The 23,698-nt window shown below is 34.1% G+C and carries 21 protein-coding genes; 13 read left to right on the top strand and 8 right to left on the bottom strand.

The annotated features are described in order from the left end of the window. Positions 1-34: 34 nt before the first annotated feature. Positions 35-478, top strand: a complete 444-nt coding sequence (locus tag H2O64_RS02950) for a hypothetical protein (RefSeq protein ID WP_187560639.1) — start codon at positions 35-37, stop codon at positions 476-478. 104 nt (positions 479-582) lie between these two features. Here the strand turns inward: H2O64_RS02950 and H2O64_RS02945 are convergent, their stop codons facing one another. After that, positions 583-1,623 (bottom strand): RluA family pseudouridine synthase, encoded by a 1,041-nt coding sequence (locus tag H2O64_RS02945; RefSeq protein ID WP_187560638.1) that lies wholly within the window; start codon positions 1,621-1,623, stop codon positions 583-585. Further along, positions 1,610-2,206, bottom strand: a complete 597-nt coding sequence (locus tag H2O64_RS02940; protein WP_187560637.1) for a PASTA domain-containing protein — start codon at positions 2,204-2,206, stop codon at positions 1,610-1,612. The genes H2O64_RS02945 and H2O64_RS02940 overlap by 14 nt, the downstream gene beginning before the upstream one ends. Before the next feature lie 121 nt (positions 2,207-2,327). Here H2O64_RS02940 and H2O64_RS02935 point away from each other — a divergent pair, with 121 nt between their 5' ends. Continuing rightward, entirely contained in the window at positions 2,328-3,308 is a 981-nt protein-coding gene (locus H2O64_RS02935; protein ID WP_187560636.1) for a D-alanine--D-alanine ligase, read from the top strand. A 126-nt stretch (positions 3,309-3,434) separates the two neighbouring features. Further along, positions 3,435-3,899, top strand: a complete 465-nt coding sequence (gene coaD, locus H2O64_RS02930) for a pantetheine-phosphate adenylyltransferase (protein ID WP_187560635.1) — start codon at positions 3,435-3,437, stop codon at positions 3,897-3,899. A 239-nt stretch (positions 3,900-4,138) separates the two neighbouring features. Here the strand turns inward: coaD and H2O64_RS02925 are convergent, their stop codons facing one another. From H2O64_RS02925 to H2O64_RS02915, 3 genes are all read right to left on the bottom strand, one after another. Further along, a complete protein-coding gene (locus tag H2O64_RS02925) occupies positions 4,139-6,322 on the bottom strand; it encodes a tetratricopeptide repeat-containing hybrid sensor histidine kinase/response regulator (RefSeq protein WP_187560634.1) in 2,184 nt (727 codons plus the stop codon). After that, positions 6,312-8,531: a tetratricopeptide repeat-containing hybrid sensor histidine kinase/response regulator gene (locus H2O64_RS02920; protein WP_187560633.1), complete on the bottom strand. Its 2,220-nt coding sequence runs from the start codon at positions 8,529-8,531 to the stop codon at positions 6,312-6,314. The genes H2O64_RS02925 and H2O64_RS02920 overlap by 11 nt, the downstream gene beginning before the upstream one ends. An 85-nt stretch (positions 8,532-8,616) precedes the next feature. Then, the gene (locus H2O64_RS02915; protein ID WP_187560632.1) at positions 8,617-10,257 is read right to left on the bottom strand and encodes a SulP family inorganic anion transporter; all 1,641 of its coding nucleotides are present in this window, start codon (positions 10,255-10,257) and stop codon (positions 8,617-8,619) included. A 230-nt stretch (positions 10,258-10,487) separates the two neighbouring features. On the opposite strand from H2O64_RS02915, the gene H2O64_RS02910 reads away from it, so the two are divergent. Beyond that, positions 10,488-12,239, top strand: coding sequence for a M14 family metallopeptidase (locus H2O64_RS02910; protein WP_187560631.1), 1,752 nt, complete (start codon positions 10,488-10,490; stop codon positions 12,237-12,239). 81 nt (positions 12,240-12,320) lie between these two features. Here the strand turns inward: H2O64_RS02910 and H2O64_RS02905 are convergent, their stop codons facing one another. Continuing rightward, complete coding sequence (locus tag H2O64_RS02905) at positions 12,321-12,902, bottom strand: NUDIX hydrolase (RefSeq protein WP_187560630.1); 582 nt, start codon at positions 12,900-12,902, stop codon at positions 12,321-12,323. A gap of 7 nt (positions 12,903-12,909) precedes the next feature. On the opposite strand from H2O64_RS02905, the gene pyrE reads away from it, so the two are divergent. Next, the gene (pyrE, locus tag H2O64_RS02900; protein WP_187560629.1) at positions 12,910-13,554 is read left to right on the top strand and encodes an orotate phosphoribosyltransferase; all 645 of its coding nucleotides are present in this window, start codon (positions 12,910-12,912) and stop codon (positions 13,552-13,554) included. Between the two features lie 116 nt (positions 13,555-13,670). Continuing rightward, entirely contained in the window at positions 13,671-14,063 is a 393-nt protein-coding gene (locus H2O64_RS02895) for an SRPBCC family protein (protein ID WP_187560628.1), read from the top strand. A gap of 183 nt (positions 14,064-14,246) precedes the next feature. Here H2O64_RS02895 and H2O64_RS02890 read toward each other — a convergent pair whose 3' ends face one another. After that, positions 14,247-14,978, bottom strand: a complete 732-nt coding sequence (locus tag H2O64_RS02890; RefSeq protein ID WP_187560627.1) for a biotin--[acetyl-CoA-carboxylase] ligase — start codon at positions 14,976-14,978, stop codon at positions 14,247-14,249. A 93-nt stretch (positions 14,979-15,071) separates the two neighbouring features. Here H2O64_RS02890 and rsfS point away from each other — a divergent pair, with 93 nt between their 5' ends. The 7 genes from rsfS (at position 15,072) to H2O64_RS02855 (ending at position 20,680) form a co-directional block, all read left to right on the top strand. Further along, positions 15,072-15,443: a ribosome silencing factor gene (gene rsfS, locus H2O64_RS02885; RefSeq protein WP_187560626.1), complete on the top strand. Its 372-nt coding sequence runs from the start codon at positions 15,072-15,074 to the stop codon at positions 15,441-15,443. Between the two features lie 18 nt (positions 15,444-15,461). Further along, entirely contained in the window at positions 15,462-17,399 is a 1,938-nt protein-coding gene (ftsH, locus tag H2O64_RS02880; protein ID WP_187560625.1) for an ATP-dependent zinc metalloprotease FtsH, read from the top strand. Between the two features lie 114 nt (positions 17,400-17,513). Further along, a complete protein-coding gene (locus H2O64_RS02875; protein ID WP_187560624.1) occupies positions 17,514-18,122 on the top strand; it encodes an LUD domain-containing protein in 609 nt (202 codons plus the stop codon). Between the two features lies 1 nt (position 18,123). Continuing rightward, complete coding sequence (locus tag H2O64_RS02870) at positions 18,124-18,945, top strand: phosphatidate cytidylyltransferase (protein ID WP_187560623.1); 822 nt, start codon at positions 18,124-18,126, stop codon at positions 18,943-18,945. After that, the gene (locus H2O64_RS02865; RefSeq protein ID WP_187560622.1) at positions 18,935-19,582 is read left to right on the top strand and encodes a phosphatidylserine decarboxylase family protein; all 648 of its coding nucleotides are present in this window, start codon (positions 18,935-18,937) and stop codon (positions 19,580-19,582) included. Before H2O64_RS02870 ends, H2O64_RS02865 begins: the two co-directional genes overlap by 11 nt. Beyond that, positions 19,582-19,842: an acyl-CoA-binding protein gene (locus tag H2O64_RS02860; RefSeq protein ID WP_187560621.1), complete on the top strand. Its 261-nt coding sequence runs from the start codon at positions 19,582-19,584 to the stop codon at positions 19,840-19,842. Before H2O64_RS02865 ends, H2O64_RS02860 begins: the two co-directional genes overlap by 1 nt. Continuing rightward, the gene (locus H2O64_RS02855) at positions 19,832-20,680 is read left to right on the top strand and encodes a CPBP family intramembrane glutamic endopeptidase (RefSeq protein WP_187560620.1); all 849 of its coding nucleotides are present in this window, start codon (positions 19,832-19,834) and stop codon (positions 20,678-20,680) included. The genes H2O64_RS02860 and H2O64_RS02855 overlap by 11 nt, the downstream gene beginning before the upstream one ends. Before the next feature lie 252 nt (positions 20,681-20,932). Here the strand turns inward: H2O64_RS02855 and H2O64_RS02850 are convergent, their stop codons facing one another. Continuing rightward, a complete protein-coding gene (locus H2O64_RS02850) occupies positions 20,933-23,566 on the bottom strand; it encodes a valine--tRNA ligase (protein WP_187560619.1) in 2,634 nt (877 codons plus the stop codon). Positions 23,567-23,698: the final 132 nt, after the last annotated feature.

The raw sequence follows: 23,698 nt of genomic DNA, 5'->3' as shown, positions 1-23,698 counted from the left end.
ATAGCTCTATCTTGCAGCCTTTAAAAATTTAGACATGAAGTTATTAAAATCAATCGATAAATTATTGGCAAGTATGGGAAGCAGCAAAGCTGCAGAGCGTGGACATTCAGCAGCTATTACAGAGAAGATCATGAAAGATGTACCTGGAGAACTCCTTGCTACTTCAGAATATGGCGGAATTTGGGCTGGACTTCAAGAACTGAATGGTTATGTTTTTATGGAAGTTACCATTTTAAATCCTACAAAAATCAAAACTTTTACAGGAAGTACATTAACTTTTTTAGGTGGCGATGAACTCGTATTAACTTCTGACTCTAAAGAGATTAATTCTGAATATTCAGGTGCTTACAATAGTTGGATAACGTTGATGAGTTTTGAAATTACAAAGAAAAATTTGGCATTCATTAAGGGCAAAAAATTCGATCAAATTCAACTCGATTTTAAAAAGAAATCATTGCTGTTTGATGCTAAAAAATAGTTATGCACTTCGCTTCGCTCTGTGTGTGAGTTGTGAGTTATGAGTTATGAGTTAAAATTAACAAATCTCAATACTCATTACTAACATCTCAATTCTTTTAAAAATCACATATCCATGTGCTTCGCATAGTGACGCCATTTCTCAATACATTGTGCAATATCCGTTGGAACTTCAGAGTTGAAACTCATCTTCTCTCCTGTTCTTGGATGGATGAACCCTAAGGTTTTTGCGTGTAATGCTTGTCGTGGCAAGATCTTGAAACAGTTGTCTACAAATTGCTTGTATTTAGTGAATGTTGTTCCTTTTAAAATGCGTTCGCCACCATAACGTGAATCATTGAATAAGGTATGTCCAATATGCTTCATGTGCACACGAATTTGATGTGTACGACCCGTTTCTAATTGACAAGAGACTAACGTTACATATCCCAAACGTTCTAACACTTTGTAATGCGTTACCGCAGCTTTTCCTTTGTCTTCTTCATCGCCAAAGAATACCGTATTTTGCAATCTGTTTTTAGGATGACGACCAATATTTCCTTCTATGGTGCCTTCATCTTCTTCCATATTTCCCCAAACTAATGCATGATAAATTCGCTCAGAAGTTTTATTAAAAAACTGCTTTGCCAAATGTGTCATGGCTTCTTCCGTTTTAGCAACCACTAACAATCCGCTAGTATCTTTATCGATTCTATGCACCAATCCTGGGCGTTCGCTAGAGTTTTTTGGAAGATTGTCAAAGTGGTAAATTAATGCGTTAATCAACGTTCCTGAATAGTTTCCATGTCCTGGATGCACCACCATTCCTGCTGGTTTGTTGACAACTAATAAATCATCATCTTCATAGACAACATCAATTGGAATGTCTTCACCAACTAATAAGTTTTCATACGGCGGATGTGCAAATAAAACGCGTATAACATCATTTCCTTTGACTTTGTAATTTGATTTTACTGGTACATCATTCACATGAATGTTTCCATCTTTGGCAGATTGTTGAATTTTATTTCGCGTAGCGCCTTCAATAAAGTTCATTAAATATTTGTCTACTCGTAATGGTTGTTGCCCTTTTTCGGCTGTAAACGAATAGTGTTCGTACAACTCATCATTTTCTTCTTGTGGCTGTGGAAAGTTATTCTCCTGCATTGTTGTCATTTTCTTCATTAACGGTTCCTCCTGGACGATTTCCATTTCCTAAAATCAATTCTACTTTTGACATTTTTGGAAGTCTATCACCTGGATTTATGGGTTTCCCTTTGTATTGTATTCCGAGTACCATATCTTTTCCGATATTGTCTTTGTAAATTACTTTTTCAACTTCAAAACCAACTGCATTTAACGTAGATTCAGCGGTTCTTCTGGTAATTTGAATGACATGAGGAATGGTAATTTCTCGGTATTTAGAAGGGTTTATTTTTAAATATATTTTTCGATCTTCTTTTACTTTGTCGCCAGCAACCGGACTTTGCTCTATCACGGAAAATGCTGGATAATCTGGATTGTAATTGATGGTATCTTGTAATTTGTAGCTTAAATCGTTTTCTGCCAATTTTGCTTTTGCTTCTTCAAACGAAAGTCTACTCAAATCTGGAACTGTTTTAAATTCTCCGTGATTTGTAGAATATTTTAACCATTGCATGATGAGAAAAATCAAAACGATCAGAACACCAACAGCAATACCAATTTGTTTTAGAAATGCTTTGGTAAATATAAGTTTGATAAAATTCATTTGTAATACATTTTAATGTGGCAAATATACATACTATTATTCCTATTATTGTACTTTGATTTGTCATCAAATACATTTACTTTCGTTTACGTAACGTTTATTTCTGTTATTTCTTATACTAATGAAGAAAAATGTAGCCATTATGATGGGCGGTTATTCTAGCGAATACGCCATTTCACTTAAAACCGGAAGTGTAGTTTACAAACATTTAGCTAGCGAAAAATATAACGCTTATAAGGTGCATATTTTTAAAGATAAGTGGGTTTGTGTTACCGAAGACGGAAAAGAATTTCCAATTGATAAAAATGATTTTTCTGTAACTATTGACGATCATAAGATTACGTTTGATTGTGCTTTTAATGCAATTCACGGAACACCCGGAGAAGATGGCCATATCCAAGGTTATCTGGCACTTATAGGAATTCCGCAGACAAGTTGCGGCATGTATCAAGCTGCGTTGACATTTAATAAACGTGATTTATTATCTACATTGAAACCGTATGGAATTAAATGTGCAACTTCCTATTATTTGAATGCAGGCGATGCAATTGACGAACAAGCCATTGTAGCTAAAGTTGGTTTACCCTGTTTCGTAAAAGCGAACAAAGCAGGAAGTAGTTTTGGTGTTTCTAAAGTACATAAGGTTGAAGAACTACGAAATGCCGTTGCTGTTGCGTTGAAAGAAGATGATGAAGTGATTATTGAATCGTTTTTAGATGGTGTAGAAGTTTCTGTTGGTGTCATTAATTATAAAGGCAACGTAACCGTATTACCGATTACTGAAATTGTTTCTGAGAACGACTTTTTTGATTATGAAGCAAAGTATTTAGGACAATCACAAGAAATCACACCTGCACGAATTTCTCCAGAAATGGAAGAAAAAGTGTCTAAAATGGCTAAAAATGTCTATGAAATCTTAAAAATGGAAGGTTTTTCGCGAAGTGAATTTATTTTTAAAGATGACGAACCATATCTTTTGGAAGTAAATACCGTTCCGGGAATGACTGAAGAAAGTATTTTGCCACAACAAGCACAAGTCGCGGGGATTTCACTTCCTGAATTATTTGGCAATGCTGTTGAATTGGCTTTGGCTAAAAAGTAGTACCTTGTTATTCTTTACACAGAAATTTTACACACATGAAACATTCATGACTAAAATCTAGTCATCTAAAGAAGTCATAGTATAAATGTTCCATGTGACAGATAAAAAAGCAATAAACATACACACATGAAAAAAGCTGTTTTTCCCGGATCTTTTGATCCAATTACGTTAGGACATTACGACATTATAAAGCGCGGCGTTAAATTATTTGACGAAATTATTGTTGCTATTGGTGTCAATTCTGCCAAGAAATATATGTTCAGTTTGGAACAGCGTAAAAAGTTTATTGAAGATGCTTTTAAAGACGAACCTAAAGTTACAGTTGTAGCGTATGAAGGTTTAACGGTTCATTTCTGTGAAAAAAATAATATCGATTTTATTTTGCGTGGATTACGAAATCCTGGTGATTTTGAGTTTGAAAAAGCCATTGCGCATACCAATCGTGATTTGGCACCTATAGAAACTATTTTCTTATTGACAGCCGCAAGTACATCATACATTTCATCTTCTATTGTGCGTGAAGTGATTCGCAATAACGGCGACTATACGTTGTTAGTTCCTGAAAGTGTTCGGGTAGATCAGACTTCTTAGATTATTGGACTTACTTAGACTTGTTGGATTATTGGACTTGCTTGTGCTGAAATGAGGAAAAATTTCTGTTACAAACGAACTCTCATTTTTATGTGAAGCTGAATCAAGTTCAACTTGACGAAAGCCACAGAAATCTAATAGTACAAAGCGAAGCGATCCAAAAGCGCGAAGCGTTCCAAAAGCAAAGCGTTCCAAAAGCGCTCGCACTGAGCTTGTCGAAGTAAAGCGATCCAAAGAAACTACTTCATATACTTCTGAATCAAAGTAAATAATTGCGAAGCTACAAATGGTTTTAGAATCATGTCGTTCATGCCCGAATCGATAATTTTATGCAAACTATCATCCAATGAAACTGCTGTAAACGCAATGATTGGAACTTCTTTGTTGAATCTTCTGATAGCTTTGGTTGCTTCGTAACCATCCATTTCTGGCATGTGAATGTCCATGAGGACAACGTTATACTGATTGTATTTTACACGTTCAATAGCTTCTGCGCCACTTGCAACAATGTCTGTTTCAATTTTTTTCGTAGATAGAATTTTCTTGGTCAACATTTGATTGATTTTATTATCATCAACCACTAACATTTTTAGTTGACTAAAATCAACAGCATCCAAATGTACTTCTATATTTGGATCAACACCATCTACAGCTTTCGGGAAACGAATATCAAATGTAAAAGTTGTACCTACATTGACTTTACTTTCTAGGTAAATATTACTATTATATACCTCTAATAGTTTCTTTACAATTGATAATCCCAAACCAGAACCTTGATATTCTTCATTGATGACATCGTAGTTTTGTGAGAACATTTCAAATACTTTTTCCTGCTTTTCTTTTGGAATTCCAATTCCAGTATCCTGAACGCAAAAATGCAATTGCACATCTTCTTCAGTTTCTTCTACTTTTTCTACGCTCAAACGAATGGTTCCAGCTTTTGTAAACTTGATGGCATTACTGATAAGATTGATCAGTATTTGCGAAATTTTCAAACTATCACCTACTAACAATTCTGGAATTTCTGTATCGTACGCAATGTGCAGTTCGTTTTCACGATCTTTTATCAGTAAGTCAAATGATTTTATAATATTATCAATATTTGCTTTAAGATTAAAGGTAGATGCACCAATGGTAATGGTGTTATCTTCTAGTTTGTTTGCTTGCAAAATATTATTCACCAAAGACAATAAGTGATCTCCTGAAAATTTTAATGACTTTAAGTATTGTTGTTGCGAAGGTTTTGGATTTTCTTCCAGCAATAAATGTGTAATTCCTGTAACGGCATATAAAGGTGTTCGCAATTCATGACTCATCATGGAAAAGAAGTTTGACTTTGTTTTAGAAGTCATTTCCGCTTTTAGTTTTGCTTCTTCCAATTTGTTGTGCTTCATGCGGAGCAATTTGTTACTTTTTATCTTTTTATAAATTGCTTTAACGATCAATGTTCCTAAAATGATACAACCAATTAAGAGTAGTATTATAATGGCTACTACGACTTTAAATCTATTGACAATGATTGCATTTTGATGATTTTTTTCTTCTAATTTATCTAACTTTAGTTGGTCTTTACCCAAACTATAATTTGCCAACAATTCTTCTTGCACACGATCACGATCATCATCTAATTTTTTCTTTAGATTTTCTTGATAGTTGAGTTGCGCCATTCGTTGTTTTTCTACTTCACCTTTCGATTTATAGATTTCCGCCAATTGCATATACGATGTTGCTAAATTTGGCGCATGTGTATATTCGTTTGTGGTATGTTTTTCTAAGAACTTTTGTGCTTCTTCATAGTTCCCTAGATGATAATAAGTGTTTCCTTTCGTATATTCTAAATAGTTGATGCGCGCCGTATACATAATCTTTTCAGCCTTTATTTTCTTTACGCGCGCAAACATTTCATCGGTAAATGTCAATAACTCTTTATATCTTTTTTCGGATTGAAATATTGTTATTTTTGCCCAATCCATAATTAAGACATTTTCCAAATCACCCGAAATTTCTGCAACTTCATAGCCTTTTTGCAGATATTCATGTGCTTTCTCAAAATTTTCTTCATCTTGAAAAATTCGAGCTAAATCATGATAAATCAATACTATTTGACGTTTATTGTCTAATTCTTGTTGGATTTTGAGTGCTTTTTTATAATATTTTTTTGCTTTATCACGATATTTCATTCGGTGATACGTTTTCGCTAAGATGTTATACGAATACGCCAACGAAGCATCATCTTCATTATTGGTTGCATGTTGTATGGCGAGATAACTATATGAAAGTGATTTTCCAAAACTATAAGCACGTGTGAGGCTGAAAGCTTTTTCGTTTAGTTTTTTGATACTATCAGAAGATACTTCTTGTGCAAACAATTGCAAACAGGCAAACAAGCAAAGGACGATATGTAGAAACTTACTATTCTTCACTTGATTCGTGTATTACGTTCTCAATTTTATCATACAACATTTCAGGCTCAAATGGTTTGCTAATCACGCCGCTAATTTTTGCGTCGACCACTTTTGCATACGCATCCGATATTTCCATGGCTGTTAATAAAATAATTGGAATGTTGTTATTGTTGTCTCTAATTTTCTGAATGGTTTCAATACCGTTTAGTTTTGGCATAAACATATCCATCAATATGAGATCAAAATCTTGCCGATCCAGAATGTCTAATGCAGAAAAACCGCTGTGTACTACTCTGGTTTGCACCTCTTGACGTTGCAGTATTTTTTCCGTCAGTAAACCATTTACAGCGTTATCATCCACAATTAAAATTTTCAGATTATGCAGATGATACGTTTTATCTTCAAAGTCTTCCTCTGAAATTTCAGAAACTTCAGTTTTACGCAACAACAACTCAAAGTAGAACTCTGAACCTTTGTTTAATACGCTTCGCAGGTGTAATTTTGACTTTAATACTTTTAATAAATTATTTACCGTAGTTAATCCCAAACCTAAATCGAGATAACCATTATCTTCTCTTAAAATGATTCCTTTTTCAAGATTTTCAAAAATGATGTGTTTTTTCTGTTGCGGAATTCCCAAACCATTATCTTTTATAGAAAACTTCAACGTAACGGTTTCAGAGGCTTCTGCAACTTGATATATTTTTAATCGAATATTCGCTTCCATATTGTAACGAACAGCATTGTCTAGTAAGTTGAAAAGAATTTGCGAGATTTTTAAACTATCACCTAATAATTGAGTAGGAATCTGCTCATCGATGATAACATCAATTGTATTTCTATTTTCTTTTACCAAAAAGTCCACAGAAGTAATTACATTTTTAACACTTTTCCGTAAATCCACATTCTCTTCAATGGTTTTCATTTTACTTGCTTCAATTTTATTCATTTGAAGAATATTATTGATAATAGCGAGTAAATGTTCTCCTGAAAATTTTAGTGATTTCAAATATCGTTCTTGATATTCTTCAGGTTTTTCAAGCAGTAATAAATTGGTCATTCCGATAATTGCATACAAAGGCGTCCGCAATTCGTGACTAATTAATGAAAAGAAATTTGATCGAATTTTAGATACATTTTCAATTTGCTTTTTTGCTTCAAATAATTGTCTATTCTGTCCGCTGAGCAATGCATTTGTTTTCATTCTTGAGCGTTGATTCAAGTAGAAAACTCCTGTAAGCAATCCTAAAAGAATCAAAATAACAACTAAAATATACGTAAGTTTTTTATAATTTGAAATATCTAATTCTTTCGCTTCTTGTCCCTTTTCTATATTTTCTAAACGTCCTTCATAATCGTCAATTCCATATTTTAAGATAATTTCAGAAAGTGTTTTATCTTTTTTCCAAACATTAAATATTTCATAAAAATGAATATGCTTTTCAAGCGCAGCTAACGCTGCTTCTTTGTCCTGCTTTTTGGTATACACTTCCGCCAAACTTTCATAAGCCAAAGATAAAAGCTCCGCATGATTTTCATTGTTGGGATCACAAAAGGAAATTACTTTTTGATATTCCTTTTCTGCTTGTTCTATTTTCCCTTGTCCAAACAAGGCTTGTCCATTAAAATAATGAGCCGTTTGTAAAATATTTGTTGTCGTGATATAATTGGGATTATCAATACAATACTCAATGACTTTTTCAAAGCAATCTTCGGCTTTGATGTAGTTTTCTTTGCTTAAAAATAATTGCCCAATATTGTATTTTGGATAGATAGAACTAAAATCATCGCTAAACTTCTCAGAAAGTGCTAAACTTTCTTTCAATTGTTTTTCGGCGGCTTCGTATTCGTTGTTTTTATATAAATAATAACCAATGTTATTATAAAGTTTCATCAAGCCTTTTTCGTTGTGAGATTGCTTATAATATGGAATTGCTTTTTGGTAGTTTTCAATAGCGAGTTCTCCATACTGCATTCGAATGTAAACAATTCCTAAAGATCGATAACTTTCTGCGACCAAACTATCATTACCTATAGTAGTAGCGTACTTTAATGCTTCCTGACTGTTGTGAAGTGCCTGATTGAATTTTCGCTGTGAAGAAAGTTCGTTTGCAGATTCATGCAACCGAATAACACTGTCTTTATCAACGGTACGAGCTATTTGTCCGTATGTATTCGATACAAATAGTAGAATAAAAAGTAATAAAAAAACACGTCTGGCAATCATGTTTATGGAGTAGGCTATAATCTGCCGAAAAAGATACAAAAATTAGCGAAGCTTTCTAATCTTTTAACGCTTACTTCGTAAATAATTATTTTTGTATATCCATCATTACGTGATATCTTGGATCATCAACGGCATCTTCAATAACATTTGCTAATTTCGGTGAAGCCTTTACCATCAACGCTTTACAATCTTCGCTTAAATGTTTGATACGCAATTCTTTTCCTGCTGCATCATACTTATTAATCAGATTAAAAATAGCTTCTAATGCAGAATGATCCGAAACTCTTGATTCCATAAAATCAATAATCACTTTATCTGGATCATTTTTTATATCAAACTTATTGTTGAATGCTTGAATGCTTCCAAAGAATAAGGGGCCAAAAATTTCGTACACCTTTGTTCCATCGTCTTGTATTTTCTTTCTAGCGCGAATACGTTTTGCGTTTTCCCATGAAAATACCAATGCCGAAATGATCACACCTGCAATTACAGCAACCGCTAAATCTTTCCAAACCGTAATTAATGATACCGCAATTAAAATAATAGCATCACTCACTGGTATTTTATTTAAAATTCTAAAACTACTCCACGCAAAGGTTCCAATAACTACCATAAACATTACACCAACTAAAGCTGCAATTGGCACTTGTTCTATTAAACCTGACGCAAAGAGTATAAAACATAACAACGCTAAGGCTGCAACAATTCCAGACAATCTTCCGCGTCCACCACCTTTTATATTAATGATCGATTGTCCAATCATGGCACAACCACCCATTCCGCCAAACAAACCGTTTAAAATATTCGCGCCACCTTGCGCCAAACATTCACGATTGCTATTTCCACGAGTTTCTGTTAATTCATCCACTAAATTTAAGGTCATCAACGATTCTATCAATCCAATAGCTGCTAAAATAAACGCATAAGGCGCCATAATTAAGAATGTTTTTAAGCTCCATAATTCGGCGGTAAATATACTGGTTTGAAACTGTGGCAAATCACCTTTTAATCCGGTTACTTCTCCTCCACTACCTTCAATAATAAACGATTTTACCGTTGCTACATCAACATTTCCAAAAATTACAATCGCAGAAACAACTGCAATCGCGATTAATGCTTCTGGTAATTTTTTGGTTAATTTTGGCAATCCCCACATAATCAACATTGTCAATAATACCAACCCGAACATAAACCAAAATTGCGCATTACTAAATAATGCTTCAAACCAAGCACTAGAATTTGACCAAATAGAAATACCGTCTGGTGCAATCTGTGGAAACATTGCTAATTGTGACATAAAAATTACAATCGCCAAACCGTTTACAAATCCCATCATTACTGGATGTGGAATCAATCGAACAAATTTTCCAAGTTTAAAAACACCCGCTAATACTTGAATCGCTCCAACCATTAACAATGTAATGAATAAGAATTGTAATCCTTGTTCACCTATATTACCTTCAAGACCAAATTCATTTCCTTTCTTAACAAGTGCAATCATTACAACCGCCATAGCTCCGGTAGCTCCAGAAATCATTCCTGGTCGTCCACCAAAAATAGCCGTGATAATTCCCATCATGAAAGCTCCATACAATCCTACCATTGGTGGAACATCTGCAACAAAGGCAAACGCAACAGCTTCTGGCACTAATGCCAAAGCAACTGTTAATCCACTCAAAATATCATTCTTGGCATTCGCCGTACGCTTTCTAATAAACTCAGTCATAATTCTTTGCTCTAATTTTTCTTAATTTTAAGAAGCCGCAAAAATACAGTTATTATTTCTACTGACAAGTTTTTGAGAATGCTTTGTCTACTTAGATTCCTTATTTTTTGACTAAGTTTGACGAGTCAAAACCTATTTTCATGAAATAAGCCATAACAATTAGTTGAAACCAACCGAGTTGATTATTGGCGAATTCCATCTGACACTTTAAAAAAATAAAATATAAACAGATGAAAAAAGTACTTTTCCTTTTATGTCTTTTAGTAGCATTTGCATGCGATTCTCCAAAAAAAGAAACAACCGTTACACATGATTTTACAACGACATTTGAAAAATCGAACGGAACACAAACGCCAACGTATCCAGAAGTGATTGCGTATTATGAAAATTTAGCGGAAAGTTATACTGAAATTCACTTGGAAACCATCGGAAATACAGATGCTGGATTTCCTTTGCATATAATCACTTTTAATCCTGATGGAAATTTTAATTTTGATCAAATTCGAAAAGAAAAAACAATTGTATTCGTAAATAATGGAATTCATCCTGGTGAAAGTGATGGAATTGACGCTACCATGATGCTCATGCGAGATTTAGCAAACGGCACAAAAAAAGCACCTAAAAATGTAGTCATTGCAGCAATTCCCGTGTATAATATTGGCGGAAGCTTGAATCGAAACTCAGGAACAAGAGCCAATCAAAATGGTCCTGAAGCGTATGGTTTTCGCGGAAACGCACAAAATTATGATTTGAATCGTGATTTTATAAAGTCAGATACTCGAAATGCAAAAGCTTTTGCGGAAATTTTCCATAAAGTACAACCCGATGTTTTTGTAGACAATCATGTGAGCAATGGCGCGGATTATCAATATATATTGACACATTTATTTACACAACATAACAAACTTGGAAACGAAGCTGGCACGTTTTTACACGAAATCATGATGCCAGATTTAGAAAAAACACTGCAACAAAATAATTGGGATATTACACCATACGTGAATGTTTATGGAAGAACTCCAAACGAAGGTTTTTCACAATTTTTCGATTCGCCACGTTATTCTACAGGATATACAACCTTGTTTAATACACTTGGTTTAATGGTGGAAACACACATGCTAAAACCGTATAAACAACGTGTAGAAGGAACGTACGCTTTGATGGACGCGCTGATTCAAAATATTGAAACCAAACATCATAAAGACATTAAGTTGATTCGCGAGAAAACACATCAATCATTTTTGAATGCTCCAAAATATACTGTGCAATGGGAATTAGACAAAAGCAAAGAGACAATTTTAAACTTCAAAGGGTATGAAGGAACTTTTGTTGATAGTGATGTAACAGGTCAAAAACGTCTGAAATACGATGCAACAAAACCATTTACAAAAGAAGTAAAATATTCAAATTATTTTAAGTCGAAAAAAGAAGTAACGGTTCCAAAAGCATACATCATTCCGAAAGGTTGGCATGCTGTTTTGGAGTTGCTTTCGCTGAATAATGTGGAATTTAATACGATTGAAAATGACACTCTTATTAACGTAGAAACCTATCATATTAAAGATTTTAAAACCTATACAAATCCGTATGAAGGACATTATACACATTACAATACGGAAGTCACTAAAACGTCACAAAAGATTGGTTTCAAAAAAGATGATGTCATTGTGTATACAAATCAGCCTGCGTTTCGTTATTTGATAGAAACACTCGAACCTGAAGCTGTCGATTCGTTCTTCAATTGGAACTTTTTTGATACAATTTTACAGCAAAAAGAAGGATTTTCAGCGTATGTTTTTGAAGATGAAGCAAAAGAATTATTAGCGAACAATCCTGAATGGCAAAAAGAATTTTCAGCTTTAAAAGCAAGTGATGAAAAGTTTGCAAATAGTGCTTCTAGACAATTACGTTGGATTTATAAGAAATCTGATCATTATGAGAAAGCACATTTGCGCTATCCTATTTTTAGGATTCTTAGATAGTTAGACGGTTAGACGGTTAGACGGTTAGACAAAAATAAAAAGTCTAAGGAATCTAAAAATCCAAGAAGTCCAAAAGTCTCATCAAAACAACAGCTTTATATTTTCGTATGAATTTTGAAGTGCTTCTTTGATTGCTGTTTCATCTTTCCATTCTACTTTCATAATACCTTCCGCTTCTTCTGGAAACAACGCGCCATCATAAGCTGTTTGCATTAAATACCAATGTGTTAACTTTAAGCGGTATTCGCCATTTCGTTTAAACACATGATACGTGTTCATTAAAAAATCGGTAATCATCAAACCTTTTACGCCAGTTTCTTCTACAACTTCACGAATAGCGGTTTGTTCCATGTTTTCACGTTTTTCAGTCTTTCCCTTTGGCAAATCCCACTTTCCATTTCTAAAAATAAACAATACTTCACCTTTTGAATTTTTCACCAAACCGCCCGCAGCTTCTACCAAAGGCAATTTTGCATACAGAAGTGGCAATAATTCGTTAAAGTCATCGTGATAAAGTATCGCTTTGTCTAATTTCCCAGAAGTCATTTTCCCTATAAGCCACTCAAAATCAACGCCTTTCAGTAAAAAGGTGTCAGAAATTTCATTTTTTTGCACTTCATTAGATAGAATAATGAGCTTTTCATTGATAAAAACTTTATACATTTGCATTATGATTTTTGATAAAAATACAGCCAAAAAGACTGCCGAATTATTATTGCAAATTAACGCAATTAAATTACAACCACAAGAACCTTTTACATGGGCTTCAGGTTGGAAATCTCCAATATATTGTGATAATAGAGTAACACTCTCGTTTCCTCCAATACGTAATTATTTGAGAGAGCAGTTCGCAAAACACATCGAAAAACAATACGGAAAGCCCGATGTGATTGCTGGTGTAGCAACTGGCGCTATTGGAATTGGAGTTTTAGTCGCAGAATATTTAGGACTTCCATTTGTGTACGTTAGACCGGAAGCAAAAAAGCACGGGAGGCAAAATCAAATTGAAGGGTTTATTCAAAAAGGACAAAATGTAGTCGTTGTTGAAGATTTAATCAGTACCGGAAAGAGTAGCTTAAATGCTGTAAAAGCGTTGAAAGAAGCTGAAGTAAATGTAAAAGGCATGGTTGCCATTTTTTCGTATAATTTTGATATTGCGAAACAAAACTTCACAGACGCAAATGTAGATTTGCACACCTTAAGTAATTACGAAAATCTTTTGGAACAAGCGTTAGATACAAATTATATCACAGCTGCTGAACTTGAAACTTTAGAGAATTGGCGAAAAGATCCTGCAAATTGGAACGCTAATTGATTAAGAATACCAAAAAATAACAATATGAAATGAGCCATGACCATTGTTGGTGAAAATCAAAGTGGCAGTTGGCAAATTCCATCTGATAGAATTAAAATAATATAACGTATAGATAGATGAACTTAGAAAGCCCAAAAGTTACCGTAGCTAAATCACCGCAAGAGCTTTATGATTTTTTGACAAATGTTGAGAACTTTGAAAAATTAATGCCCGAAAGCATTAGTAAATTTGAAGTTTTAGAAAAAGGGAAATTTCTTTTCGCGTTAAAAGGAATGCCAGAAATCATTCTAAAATTAAAAGAAAGCACGCCACCAAATCAGGTTGTTTTAGGTGCTGCCTCCGACAAATTACCTTTTACACTTACTGGAAACATTCAAGAGTTATCAGCTGGAAAAAGTGAAGCACAATTAGTGTTTGATGGTGATTTCAATCCAATGATGGGAATGATGATCAAAGGACCAATTGGTAAATTTATCAATACGCTTGCAGAAAATATGAGTAAATTATAATTGTACTCAATACAATACACTGAAGCCGAATAAATGTATGTTTGTTCGGCTTTTTTATGCTGTAAACACTAAATAGGTGTGTGAAACTGAATCAAGTTCAATTTGACGGATATTGTATGAATCCAAGTATAAATTAATGAAGTCTAGTGATCTAACTTGTCTAATAATCTAAGCAAGTCTAGCTTAATACATCAATTTAATTTCTTTCAAATCAAACGCAACTACAATTTCATCTTCGAGTAATACGTTCAACTTTCCGTCTTCAGCAATTCCTTGAATGAATCCCATAAACAATTCTCCATTTGTATTTCTAAAAGTAGATGGTTTATCTTTTCGAAATAATAAGGATTCGTAAGCAGTTTTTAATTCCTCAAAAGCTCTTTCGGTAATCAAATGAGAATATTTTTGTAATTGTTCTGTAATTTGAAATAGCACTTCATCCAAGTCAAAATGAGTGCCTATTATTTTTTTCAATGAAGAAGCATTCAGTCCAACTTCAAAATTTGTTTGATTTACATTCAAGCCAATTCCGATAATGGCTGCTGTCATTTTGCTATTTTGTATGACATTTTCAATAAGAATCCCACATATCTTCTGATTCTCTGACAAAATGTCGTTTGGCCATTTTATAGCTAATTTCGGAATATGGAAATGCTTTAGCGCATTGTAAATAGCTAATGAAGTTGCCATACTGATATAGAATCCTTCATCAGTTTCTAGGCAAGAAATCTTTTTAAAGACACTAAACGTAAGGTTTTTACCTTTTTCAGCTTCCCATTTTGTTCCCATTTGACCTTTTCCAGCAGTTTGTGAAGCTGCGATCACAATGGTGAAATCATCTACGTTTTCTTGCGTACTTAGCTGTCGTAAGTAGGTATTAGTGGAATCAATGGCATCAAGTTTGATTGTTTTCATTGTATATTTAAAAAATCTTTAGATATTCTTATGATAAAGGAGTTACAAATAACATTTAAAAGTAATACTTTTGTACAAAATATAATTAATTGAATGACAAAAACTAAGGTTAGCATGGATCAATTGATCACAGGCATCATAAAAGGGATAGAAGAGGTAAAAGGAAATGATATCACCATCTTAGACTTACGCGAAATAGAAAATACAGTTTGTGACTACTTTATAATATGCAATGGTACTTCAAACACACAAGTAAATGCCATTGTAGGTTCTGTTCAAAAAATGGTTAGCAAAGAGTTAAAAGACAAACCATGGCACATAGAAGGTGCAGAAAATGCTGAATGGGTATTAATGGACTATGTGAATGTAGTTGTTCATGTATTTCAAAAACACATCCGTGAGTTTTATGATATAGAAGGACTTTGGGGAGATGCCAAAGTAACTTCTATTCAAGCAAATTATTAAAAACTACATTTTGATTTAATGGCAAAAGACAATAATAACATTACAAAAAAACCAAAGTTCAATGCATATTGGATTTATGGATTAATCGGAGTTTTTCTCCTTTTCTTAATATTTTCTAACGATTCAGATTCGACGGATAAGGTTTCTTATTCAAAGTTTAAAGAATTGATAGCGTATAATGATGTTGAAACTATTAAGGTTACAACAAACAACACCGTCGCAGAAATTTATTTAAAAGATGGAGCGGCAGAAAAAGATGTTTACAAAGGTTTGGTCAATAAAAAAAGTGGCCTCTTCCTTATGGGAGATACAGCTGATTTTACGATAAAATATTTGAATCTTGAAAATTTTGAAACGTATCTTAATACGATAAAAGAAGAAAAAGGGCTGGATTTTGAAATAGAATCAAAGCAACAAAATAATACAATATCAAACTTCTTATTCAGCATTTTACCATTCATACTCATCATTGGAGTTTGGATTTTCATCATGCGCAGAATGTCTGGCGGAGGCGCTGGTGGCGGAGGCGGACAGATTTTCAATATAGGGAAATCGAAAGCAAAGTTATTTGACGAAAAAACAGATATTAAATCATCATTTAAAGATGTTGCTGGTTTAGAAGGTGCAAAAGAAGAAGTACAAGAAATTGTAGATTTCTTAAAGAATCCTGAAAAATACACATCACTTGGTGGAAAGATTCCAAAAGGAGCCTTATTAGTAGGACCTCCAGGAACTGGTAAAACATTGCTTGCAAAAGCAGTGGCAGGAGAAGCTAAAGTACCTTTCTTCTCGCTTTCAGGTTCTGATTTCGTAGAAATGTTTGTAGGTGTTGGAGCTTCTAGAGTTCGTGACTTATTTAAACAAGCAAAAGAAAAATCGCCTGCAATTATCTTTATTGATGAAATTGATGCCATTGGACGTGCACGTGGAAAGAACAACTTTACAGGTTCAAACGACGAACGCGAAAATACATTAAACCAGTTATTAACTGAAATGGATGGTTTTGGAACCAATACAAACGTAATTGTAATGGGCGCGACAAACCGTGCAGATATTTTAGATAAAGCCTTAATGCGTGCTGGACGTTTTGATAGACAGATTTATGTAGATCTTCCAGATTTAAACGAACGTAAGGAAATCTTTGAAGTGCATTTAAAGCCACTTAAAAAAGATGAAAATTTAGATACTGATTTCTTATCAAAGCAAACACCAGGTTTCTCTGGAGCAGATATTGCGAATGTTTGTAATGAGGCAGCATTGATCGCAGCAAGAAAAGGAAAGAAAGCTGTTGAAAAGCAAGATTTCTTAGATGCTGTTGACCGTATTGTTGGTGGATTGGAAAAGAAAAATAAAATCATTACACCAGGCGAAAAGAAAACTGTTGCTTTTCATGAAGCTGGACACGCTACGGTAAGCTGGTTAGTAGAACACGCAGCACCATTAGTAAAAGTAACGATTGTACCAAGAGGACAATCCTTAGGAGCTGCTTGGTATTTACCAGAAGAACGCATGTTAGTTCGTACAGAGCAAATGTTGGACGAAATGTGTGCAACGTTAGGTGGACGTGCTGCTGAGAAAGTAATTTTCAATAAAATTTCTACGGGTGCGTTGAGTGACTTGGAAAAAGTGACCAAACAAGCGCGTGCGATGGTAACTGTTTATGGTTTGAATGATAAAATCGGAAACTTGACGTATTATGATTCAAGTGGAAACGATAATGGATTCAATAAACCATATAGTGAGGAAACTGCTAAGATTATTGATCAAGAGATTTCTAAGCTTATTGAAAGTCAATACCAAAGAGCAGTTCAAATTTTAGAGCAAAATAAAGACAAATTAACAACGCTTGCAGAATTACTTTTAGAAAAAGAAGTAATCTTCAAAGACGACTTAGAAGGAGTTTTCGGAGCAAGAACGTTTGTAAAATCTGACGCTACTGACGACTCAGAAGAATAGTTTGTCATTTTACAATACATTTACCTTTAAAAAATCTCGATTTATCGTTAGCATAAGTCGAGATTTTTTATCTTTGACATAAATTTTTCCTAATATTAAACTACAATTGACTCCATGAGTCTTTTTAAGAAGATTTTCGGCTCCAAATCCAAACCTCATCAAGATGCGAATCTTGCAGATGAGCGTGGTAAATATATGCCACAAATTGAACTTCCTATTGATGAGCGTTTCACCATTAATTTTCGTAAAAACGGTGGTAAGTTTTTATACTGTGATTCTTTTACAGATGTATATAATAGTTTAGAAAGTATTCTGATTGAAAATGGTTGGGAAGGAAAAGAAGTGCTTTGCTTTGACGAAAAACTACAAGAACGGTTTGACAATTTTGATTTGAAGTTTTCAAAAATTAATATGAACGCAAGTTTCTACCTAGCAACTTGTGAATATTTAATTGCCGATAATGGTTCTATCTTAGTTGATTCAAACCAAATAAAAGAGAAAAAACTCAACGATTTACCTGATAATTTTGTGATTTTTGCAACGACAAGCCAACTCGTTGGTGCTATTGGCGAAGGTTTACGCGGCATTAAGAACAAATACAAATCAAACATTCCTAGCAATATTACAACCATTAAGCATTTTCAAGTACAGGAAGAAAAGGACTTTTTATCTTATGGAAGTAGCTCAAAAAACTTATATTTGCTGCTCTTGGAAGACCTCTAAAATGAAAGAACTTTTAACGCGATCTTTAACTGGATTAATTTTTATATCACTATTAATTTTTTCAGTATTCTATTCTGAAACAGCTATCTTAGTTGTGTTCACGATATTTGGATTGTTGTGCCTGTTTGAATTTAGTAAACTTATCAACCTCAAAGGCTTCATTCAATACATTATATTCTTAATTACGGTTGGGATTTTTGTTTTTTGGAAACAGCTTCAACCTGATTTTCAAATTGAGGAAGCAACCATGATTCTATTGGTATTTTCCATATTTGTCTCGCTATTTTTAATCAGAGACTTATTCACCAAAAAAGTAATTCCATTATTTCAATTTAAAAAATACTTACTCACTACCTTTTACATCAGTAGTAGTTTTGCATTTCTATTGTTAATTCCACATGCAACCGACAGTTATAAGCCATACATCATTCTAGGAAGTTTTATCTTAGTTTGGGTAAATGATTCTTTTGCGTATATCACAGGGAAAAACTTTGGAAGACAAAAATTATTTGAACGTATTTCACCTAAAAAAACGGTAGAAGGATTTTTGGGCGGTTTACTTTTTTCTTGCATTGCTAGTTATTTTATAGCTAAATTTACAGGAACATTGAGTTTTGGTAGTTGGCTTATCTTAGCAATTATTATAAGTTCTATTGGAACTATTGGCGATTTAATTCAGTCAAAGTTCAAAAGACAAGCCAATGTAAAAGATAGCGGATCAATAATGCCAGGACATGGCGGTATTTTTGACCGATTGGATAGCATGATATTTTCTGCGCCATTTATTTATTTGTTTTTAAAGATATTACATTATGTTTCATAAAGAAGGGTATAAAATTATCATTGTAACATTTATCATTGTTGCTGCCATTGTAGTAACTGCTGATAAAGTTGATACCAATTGGATAAAGTATGCATTGCAAGCAGTTGCGGTTGTATTTTTAATCTTAATTCTACAATTTTTTAGAAATCCCAAACGTGTCACACCAAAAAATGACGCACATGTGATTGCGCCTGTCGATGGAAAAGTAGTGGTGATTGAAGAAGTATTTGAAAAAGAATACTTTAAAGATCAACGTTTGCAAGTATCTATTTTCATGTCGCCAATCAATGTACACGTAACACGTTATGGAATTGGCGGATTGGTAAAATACAGCAAATATCATCCAGGGAAATTTTTAGTAGCGTGGCATCCAAAATCTTCCGAAGAAAACGAACGTACTTCTGTTGTGGTTGAAAACCCAACGTATGGAAGTGTGTTATACCGACAAGTTGCTGGCGCTTTAGCAAAAAGAATCGTAAATTATGCTGAAGAAGGCATGCAAGTCATTCAAGGTGAAGATGCTGGATTTATAAAATTTGGTTCGCGTGTAGATTTATATTTACCGTTAGACACCAAAATCAACGTAAAACTCAACCAAACTGTAAAAGGTGGCGTGGATATTATCGCGATGAAGTAATGGAAAATTCTGAGTTAGACATAGCATTTTATGAAGCTGTTGAGCGCGTAAACAGCAGTACGGAAGCCTTTCCGGCTGACTTTTTATTGCGATTGTACGCGTATTACAAAAAAGCCACTAATAACTACGATAAGCCAAGCAGTCGCAGACCTATTATCAATGCTTTTAAAATGAACGCGCTATTGCAAACACGTGATATTTCTCCCGAAGAAGCAAAAGTTGCCTATACTGAATTGGTAAATTCATACTTTGAAAAGTAAAAGTAGTTTCCCAATTTGGCTGAAACTATGCTTATTTCTTGTCACATGGTTTGTACTATTACTCGTTTTTGAAATTATTAGTCAAAGTTTACTTCCACAATTCTCTGAAAAAATATCACCAATTTACAAATTACCTGTTCGCACGGTTAATCACTTATTTCAATTAGTTGCAACACTCAGTAGCATTTGGCTATTTACCAAGTATATCGATAAAATTCCGTTCATTTCCATTGGTTTTTATACAAAAGGAAAACTCAAAGAGTTCGTTTCTGGTTTCTTTTTAGGAGCTATAATTATGGCGATTGCTTTTTTCCTTTTACTTAGTTTGAATGAAATTGCATTCAATTCCTATTGGATACATATAAAATCAATACTGTTTTCTATACTATTCTTTACTTCTGTTTCCGTTTTGGAAGAAACGCTATGCAGAGGCTACCTTTTAGGGCAATTGGTTGAAACTTCTAATAAGTATGTTGCGTTAGTCGTTTCCTCGATCATTTTTACGGCGTTACATTCATTTAATCCGAACATGGCAACAATTCCTGTGCTGAACTTATTTCTAGCGGGAATCTTGCTTGGAATCACGTATATCTATACCAAAAACTTATGGTTTCCGATTGCGCTGCACTTTAGTTGGAACTTTTTTCAAGGTCCAATCTTTGGTTTTGAAGTCAGCGGACAAAAATTCTATGCTGTCATTCAACAAACACGCTTTGAAGATAACTTATTAAACGGCGGCAGTTTCGGGTTTGAAGGTTCGCTCCTAGCGACTTTTTTGATGTTGATTGTTATTTTTGGGATTTGGAGATTCTATGAAAGGAAAAGTATTTCTTCGTAGTTTTAAATGTAAAAGCATCTCGACTGCGCTCGATGTGACATTTTTTAACCTTTTCAATAAAAAGAAAAAGCCACATAAAGAATTTCTTCTATACATGACTTTTTATATATTTTAAGAAGCTTCACACAAAACATTGAAGTGAGCTTCGCGAACAATCAAATGAACGAATTAACAAAAAAGTGAGCCACGCGAACAATTCAGCTAGCCAAGCATTTTCAAATTAATACATTTTCAAATTGCAACATTAAAACATTACTTCAAAGACTCCAAACTCGCATTCAACGTTGCAATTTTCGCAACAGCGTCTGCTTCTTTTTTCTTTTCATTCGCGATCACTTGTTCAGGTGCATTACTTACAAAACGTTCGTTTGCTAATTTCTTTTGAACAATTTTCAGTGAACCTTCAGTATATTCCAGCTCTTTCGTTAGTTTCTCAATCTCGGCATCAATATCAATCGCGCCTTCCATAGGAATAAAGTATTCATTCGATTTTACACGAAACGACAACGCACCTTCTAGCTTTTCGTCGCTATAACTGATATTTTCAACATTTCCAAGCTTCGCGATTACCGAATCTAAAGCTGCAGTTGATTTCTCGTTATTCATCACGGTTAAAGAAATTGCATTTTTTTGTAAAATATTTTTCTCTTTACGAATCGTACGAATTCCAGATACAACATCTTGAATCATTTCAAAATTTGATAATAATTCTTCATTTACAGGAGCCGTTTTTGGCCAAGATGCAATAACTAATGCTTCTTCCTTTGCACGATTTGCCATACGCTGCCAAATATCTTCCGTAAGGAATGGCATAAACGGATGTAAAATTTTCAAGTTATCTTCAAACAATGAAATTACGGTATCGTAAGTTTTCTTGTCAATTGGCGAACCGTACGTTGGTTTTACCATTTCTAAAAACCATGAACAGAAATCATCCCAAACTAATTTATAAGAAACCATTAAGGCATCTGAAATTCTGTATTTGCTATATTGATCTTCTATTTCTGCAATCGCTTTTTGAAATTTAGACTGAAACCACTCAATGGCAATCTTCGCAACTTCTGGTTGTTCCACGGTTTCACTAACTTCCCAAATTTGCGTTAAGTTATACGCATTGAAAACTTTATTGGCAAACTTCTTTCCTTGATCACACAAAGATTCATCAAACAATAAATCGTTTCCAGCCGCAGCACTTAGCAACAATCCAACACGAACGCCATCGGCTCCGTAATTTTCTATTAACTTCAATGCATCAGGCGAATTCCCTAACGATTTTGACATTTTACGACCTTGCGTATCACGTACCAAACCTGTCAAATATACATTGGTAAACGGTTTCATATCACGATATTCGTATCCAGCAATAATCATTCGGGCAACCCAGAAAAATAAAATATCTGGTCCAGTTACCAAGTCGTTTGTTGGATAGTAATATTGAATTTCTTCATTTTCAGGATTATTGATTCCGTCAAAAACGCTGATTGGCCATAACCATGACGAAAACCACGTATCGAGCGCATCTTCATCTTGTTTTAAATCGGCAATTGTTAAACTGTCATTTCCTGTTTTCGCTTTCGCGAGATCTAACGCTTTTTCAGGCGTTTCTGCTACAACGAAATCTTCTTTTCCATCGCCAAAAAAGTATGCAGGAATTTGTTGTCCCCACCAAAGTTGACGTGAAATATTCCAATCGCGAATGTTTTCCATCCAATGACGATAGGTGTTTTCAAACTTTTTCGGAAATAACTTAACATCACCATCTTCTAATACCGCTTTTATCGCTGGCTTTACCAAATCTTCCATTTTCAAAAACCATTGATCAGAAAGTCTAGGTTCAATCACAGCTTTGGTTCTTTCGGACGTTCCAACCTTATTAATATGTTGTTCCGTTTTGATTAAGAATCCTTTTTCTTCCAGCTCTTTTGAAATTTCTTTTCGCACTACAAAACGATCTTTTCCTTCGTAATGCAATCCAAAACTATTCAAAGAAGCATCATCATTGAAAATATCAATTACTTCCAAGTTGTGCTTTTCGCCTAAAGCTTTATCGTTTTCATCGTGCGCAGGCGTTACTTTTAAACAACCTGTCCCAAATTCAATATCAACGTATTCATCTTCAATAATAGGAATTACGCGGTTTACCAAAGGAACAATTGCTTTCTTTCCTTTTAAATGTGCATACCGTTCATCATTTGGGTTGATACATATTGCAGTATCTCCCAAAATAGTTTCTGGACGCGTAGTAGCAATCGTTACTTTTTCGTCACTTCCTTCAATGGCATACGCCAGATAATATAAATTTCCTTGTTTTTCTTCGTAAATTACCTCTTCGTCAGATAACGTCGTTTTTGCTTCAGGATCCCAATTCACCATGCGATATCCACGATAAATCATTCCTTTGTTATATAAATCAACAAATGTTTTGAGTACAGATGCTGACATATCGTCATCCATCGTGAACTTAGTTCGTTCCCAATCGCAAGAAGCTCCTAGTTTTTTTAGTTGCTCTAAAATGATTCCACCGTGTTTGTGTGTCCATTCCCAAGCGTGTCCTAAAAACTCTTCACGTGTCAAATCTGACTTCTGAATTCCTTCTTTTTTCAGTTTATCTACAACTTTCGCTTCCGTTGCAATGGAAGCATGATCAGTTCCAGGAACCCAACAAGCGTTGAATCCTTTGAGTCGCGCTCTTCTAATCAATACATCTTGAATGGTATTATTTAGCATGTGTCCCATGTGTAAGACTCCTGTGACGTTTGGTGGCGGAATTACTATTGTATACGCTTCACGTTCGTCTGGTTCTGAATGAAAATAATTGTTTTCCATCCAATACTGGTACCACTTGTCTTCGATCTTACTTGGATCATACTTTGTTTGAATACTCATTTTTGGTATTGTTTTTGTAATATAATTGGCAAAAGTACTTATATCTATACTATTTAAAAAGTGTTTTATCACTTTTGCATTTAATTGTTAAATATGTGTATATGATACTGATTACTTTGTATTTTATGAAAC

The organism is Kordia aestuariivivens (genome assembly GCF_014397005.1).
GTDB lineage: Bacteria > Bacteroidota > Bacteroidia > Flavobacteriales > Flavobacteriaceae > Kordia > Kordia aestuariivivens.
This window is presented reverse-complemented; position numbering and strand designations above follow the sequence as displayed.

Coding starts and splice junctions, on each gene's coding strand:
- H2O64_RS02940 (WP_187560637.1), bottom strand. CDS start 2,206: ATGAATTTTATCAAACTTATATTTACCAAAGCATTTCTAAAACAAATT.
- pyrE (WP_187560629.1), top strand. CDS start 12,910: ATGATTTTTGATAAAAATACAGCCAAAAAGACTGCCGAATTATTATTG.
- H2O64_RS02860 (WP_187560621.1), top strand. CDS start 19,582: ATGGAAAATTCTGAGTTAGACATAGCATTTTATGAAGCTGTTGAGCGC.
- H2O64_RS02895 (WP_187560628.1), top strand. CDS start 13,671: ATGAACTTAGAAAGCCCAAAAGTTACCGTAGCTAAATCACCGCAAGAG.
- rsfS (WP_187560626.1), top strand. CDS start 15,072: ATGACAAAAACTAAGGTTAGCATGGATCAATTGATCACAGGCATCATA.
- H2O64_RS02945 (WP_187560638.1), bottom strand. CDS start 1,623: ATGCAGGAGAATAACTTTCCACAGCCACAAGAAGAAAATGATGAGTTG.
- H2O64_RS02905 (WP_187560630.1), bottom strand. CDS start 12,902: ATGTATAAAGTTTTTATCAATGAAAAGCTCATTATTCTATCTAATGAA.
- H2O64_RS02865 (WP_187560622.1), top strand. CDS start 18,935: ATGTTTCATAAAGAAGGGTATAAAATTATCATTGTAACATTTATCATT.
- H2O64_RS02920 (WP_187560633.1), bottom strand. CDS start 8,531: ATGATTGCCAGACGTGTTTTTTTATTACTTTTTATTCTACTATTTGTA.
- H2O64_RS02850 (WP_187560619.1), bottom strand. CDS start 23,566: ATGAGTATTCAAACAAAGTATGATCCAAGTAAGATCGAAGACAAGTGG.
- ftsH (WP_187560625.1), top strand. CDS start 15,462: ATGGCAAAAGACAATAATAACATTACAAAAAAACCAAAGTTCAATGCA.
- H2O64_RS02870 (WP_187560623.1), top strand. CDS start 18,124: ATGAAAGAACTTTTAACGCGATCTTTAACTGGATTAATTTTTATATCA.
- H2O64_RS02875 (WP_187560624.1), top strand. CDS start 17,514: ATGAGTCTTTTTAAGAAGATTTTCGGCTCCAAATCCAAACCTCATCAA.
- H2O64_RS02915 (WP_187560632.1), bottom strand. CDS start 10,257: ATGACTGAGTTTATTAGAAAGCGTACGGCGAATGCCAAGAATGATATT.
- H2O64_RS02890 (WP_187560627.1), bottom strand. CDS start 14,978: ATGAAAACAATCAAACTTGATGCCATTGATTCCACTAATACCTACTTA.
- H2O64_RS02950 (WP_187560639.1), top strand. CDS start 35: ATGAAGTTATTAAAATCAATCGATAAATTATTGGCAAGTATGGGAAGC.
- H2O64_RS02910 (WP_187560631.1), top strand. CDS start 10,488: ATGAAAAAAGTACTTTTCCTTTTATGTCTTTTAGTAGCATTTGCATGC.
- H2O64_RS02935 (WP_187560636.1), top strand. CDS start 2,328: ATGAAGAAAAATGTAGCCATTATGATGGGCGGTTATTCTAGCGAATAC.
- coaD (WP_187560635.1), top strand. CDS start 3,435: ATGAAAAAAGCTGTTTTTCCCGGATCTTTTGATCCAATTACGTTAGGA.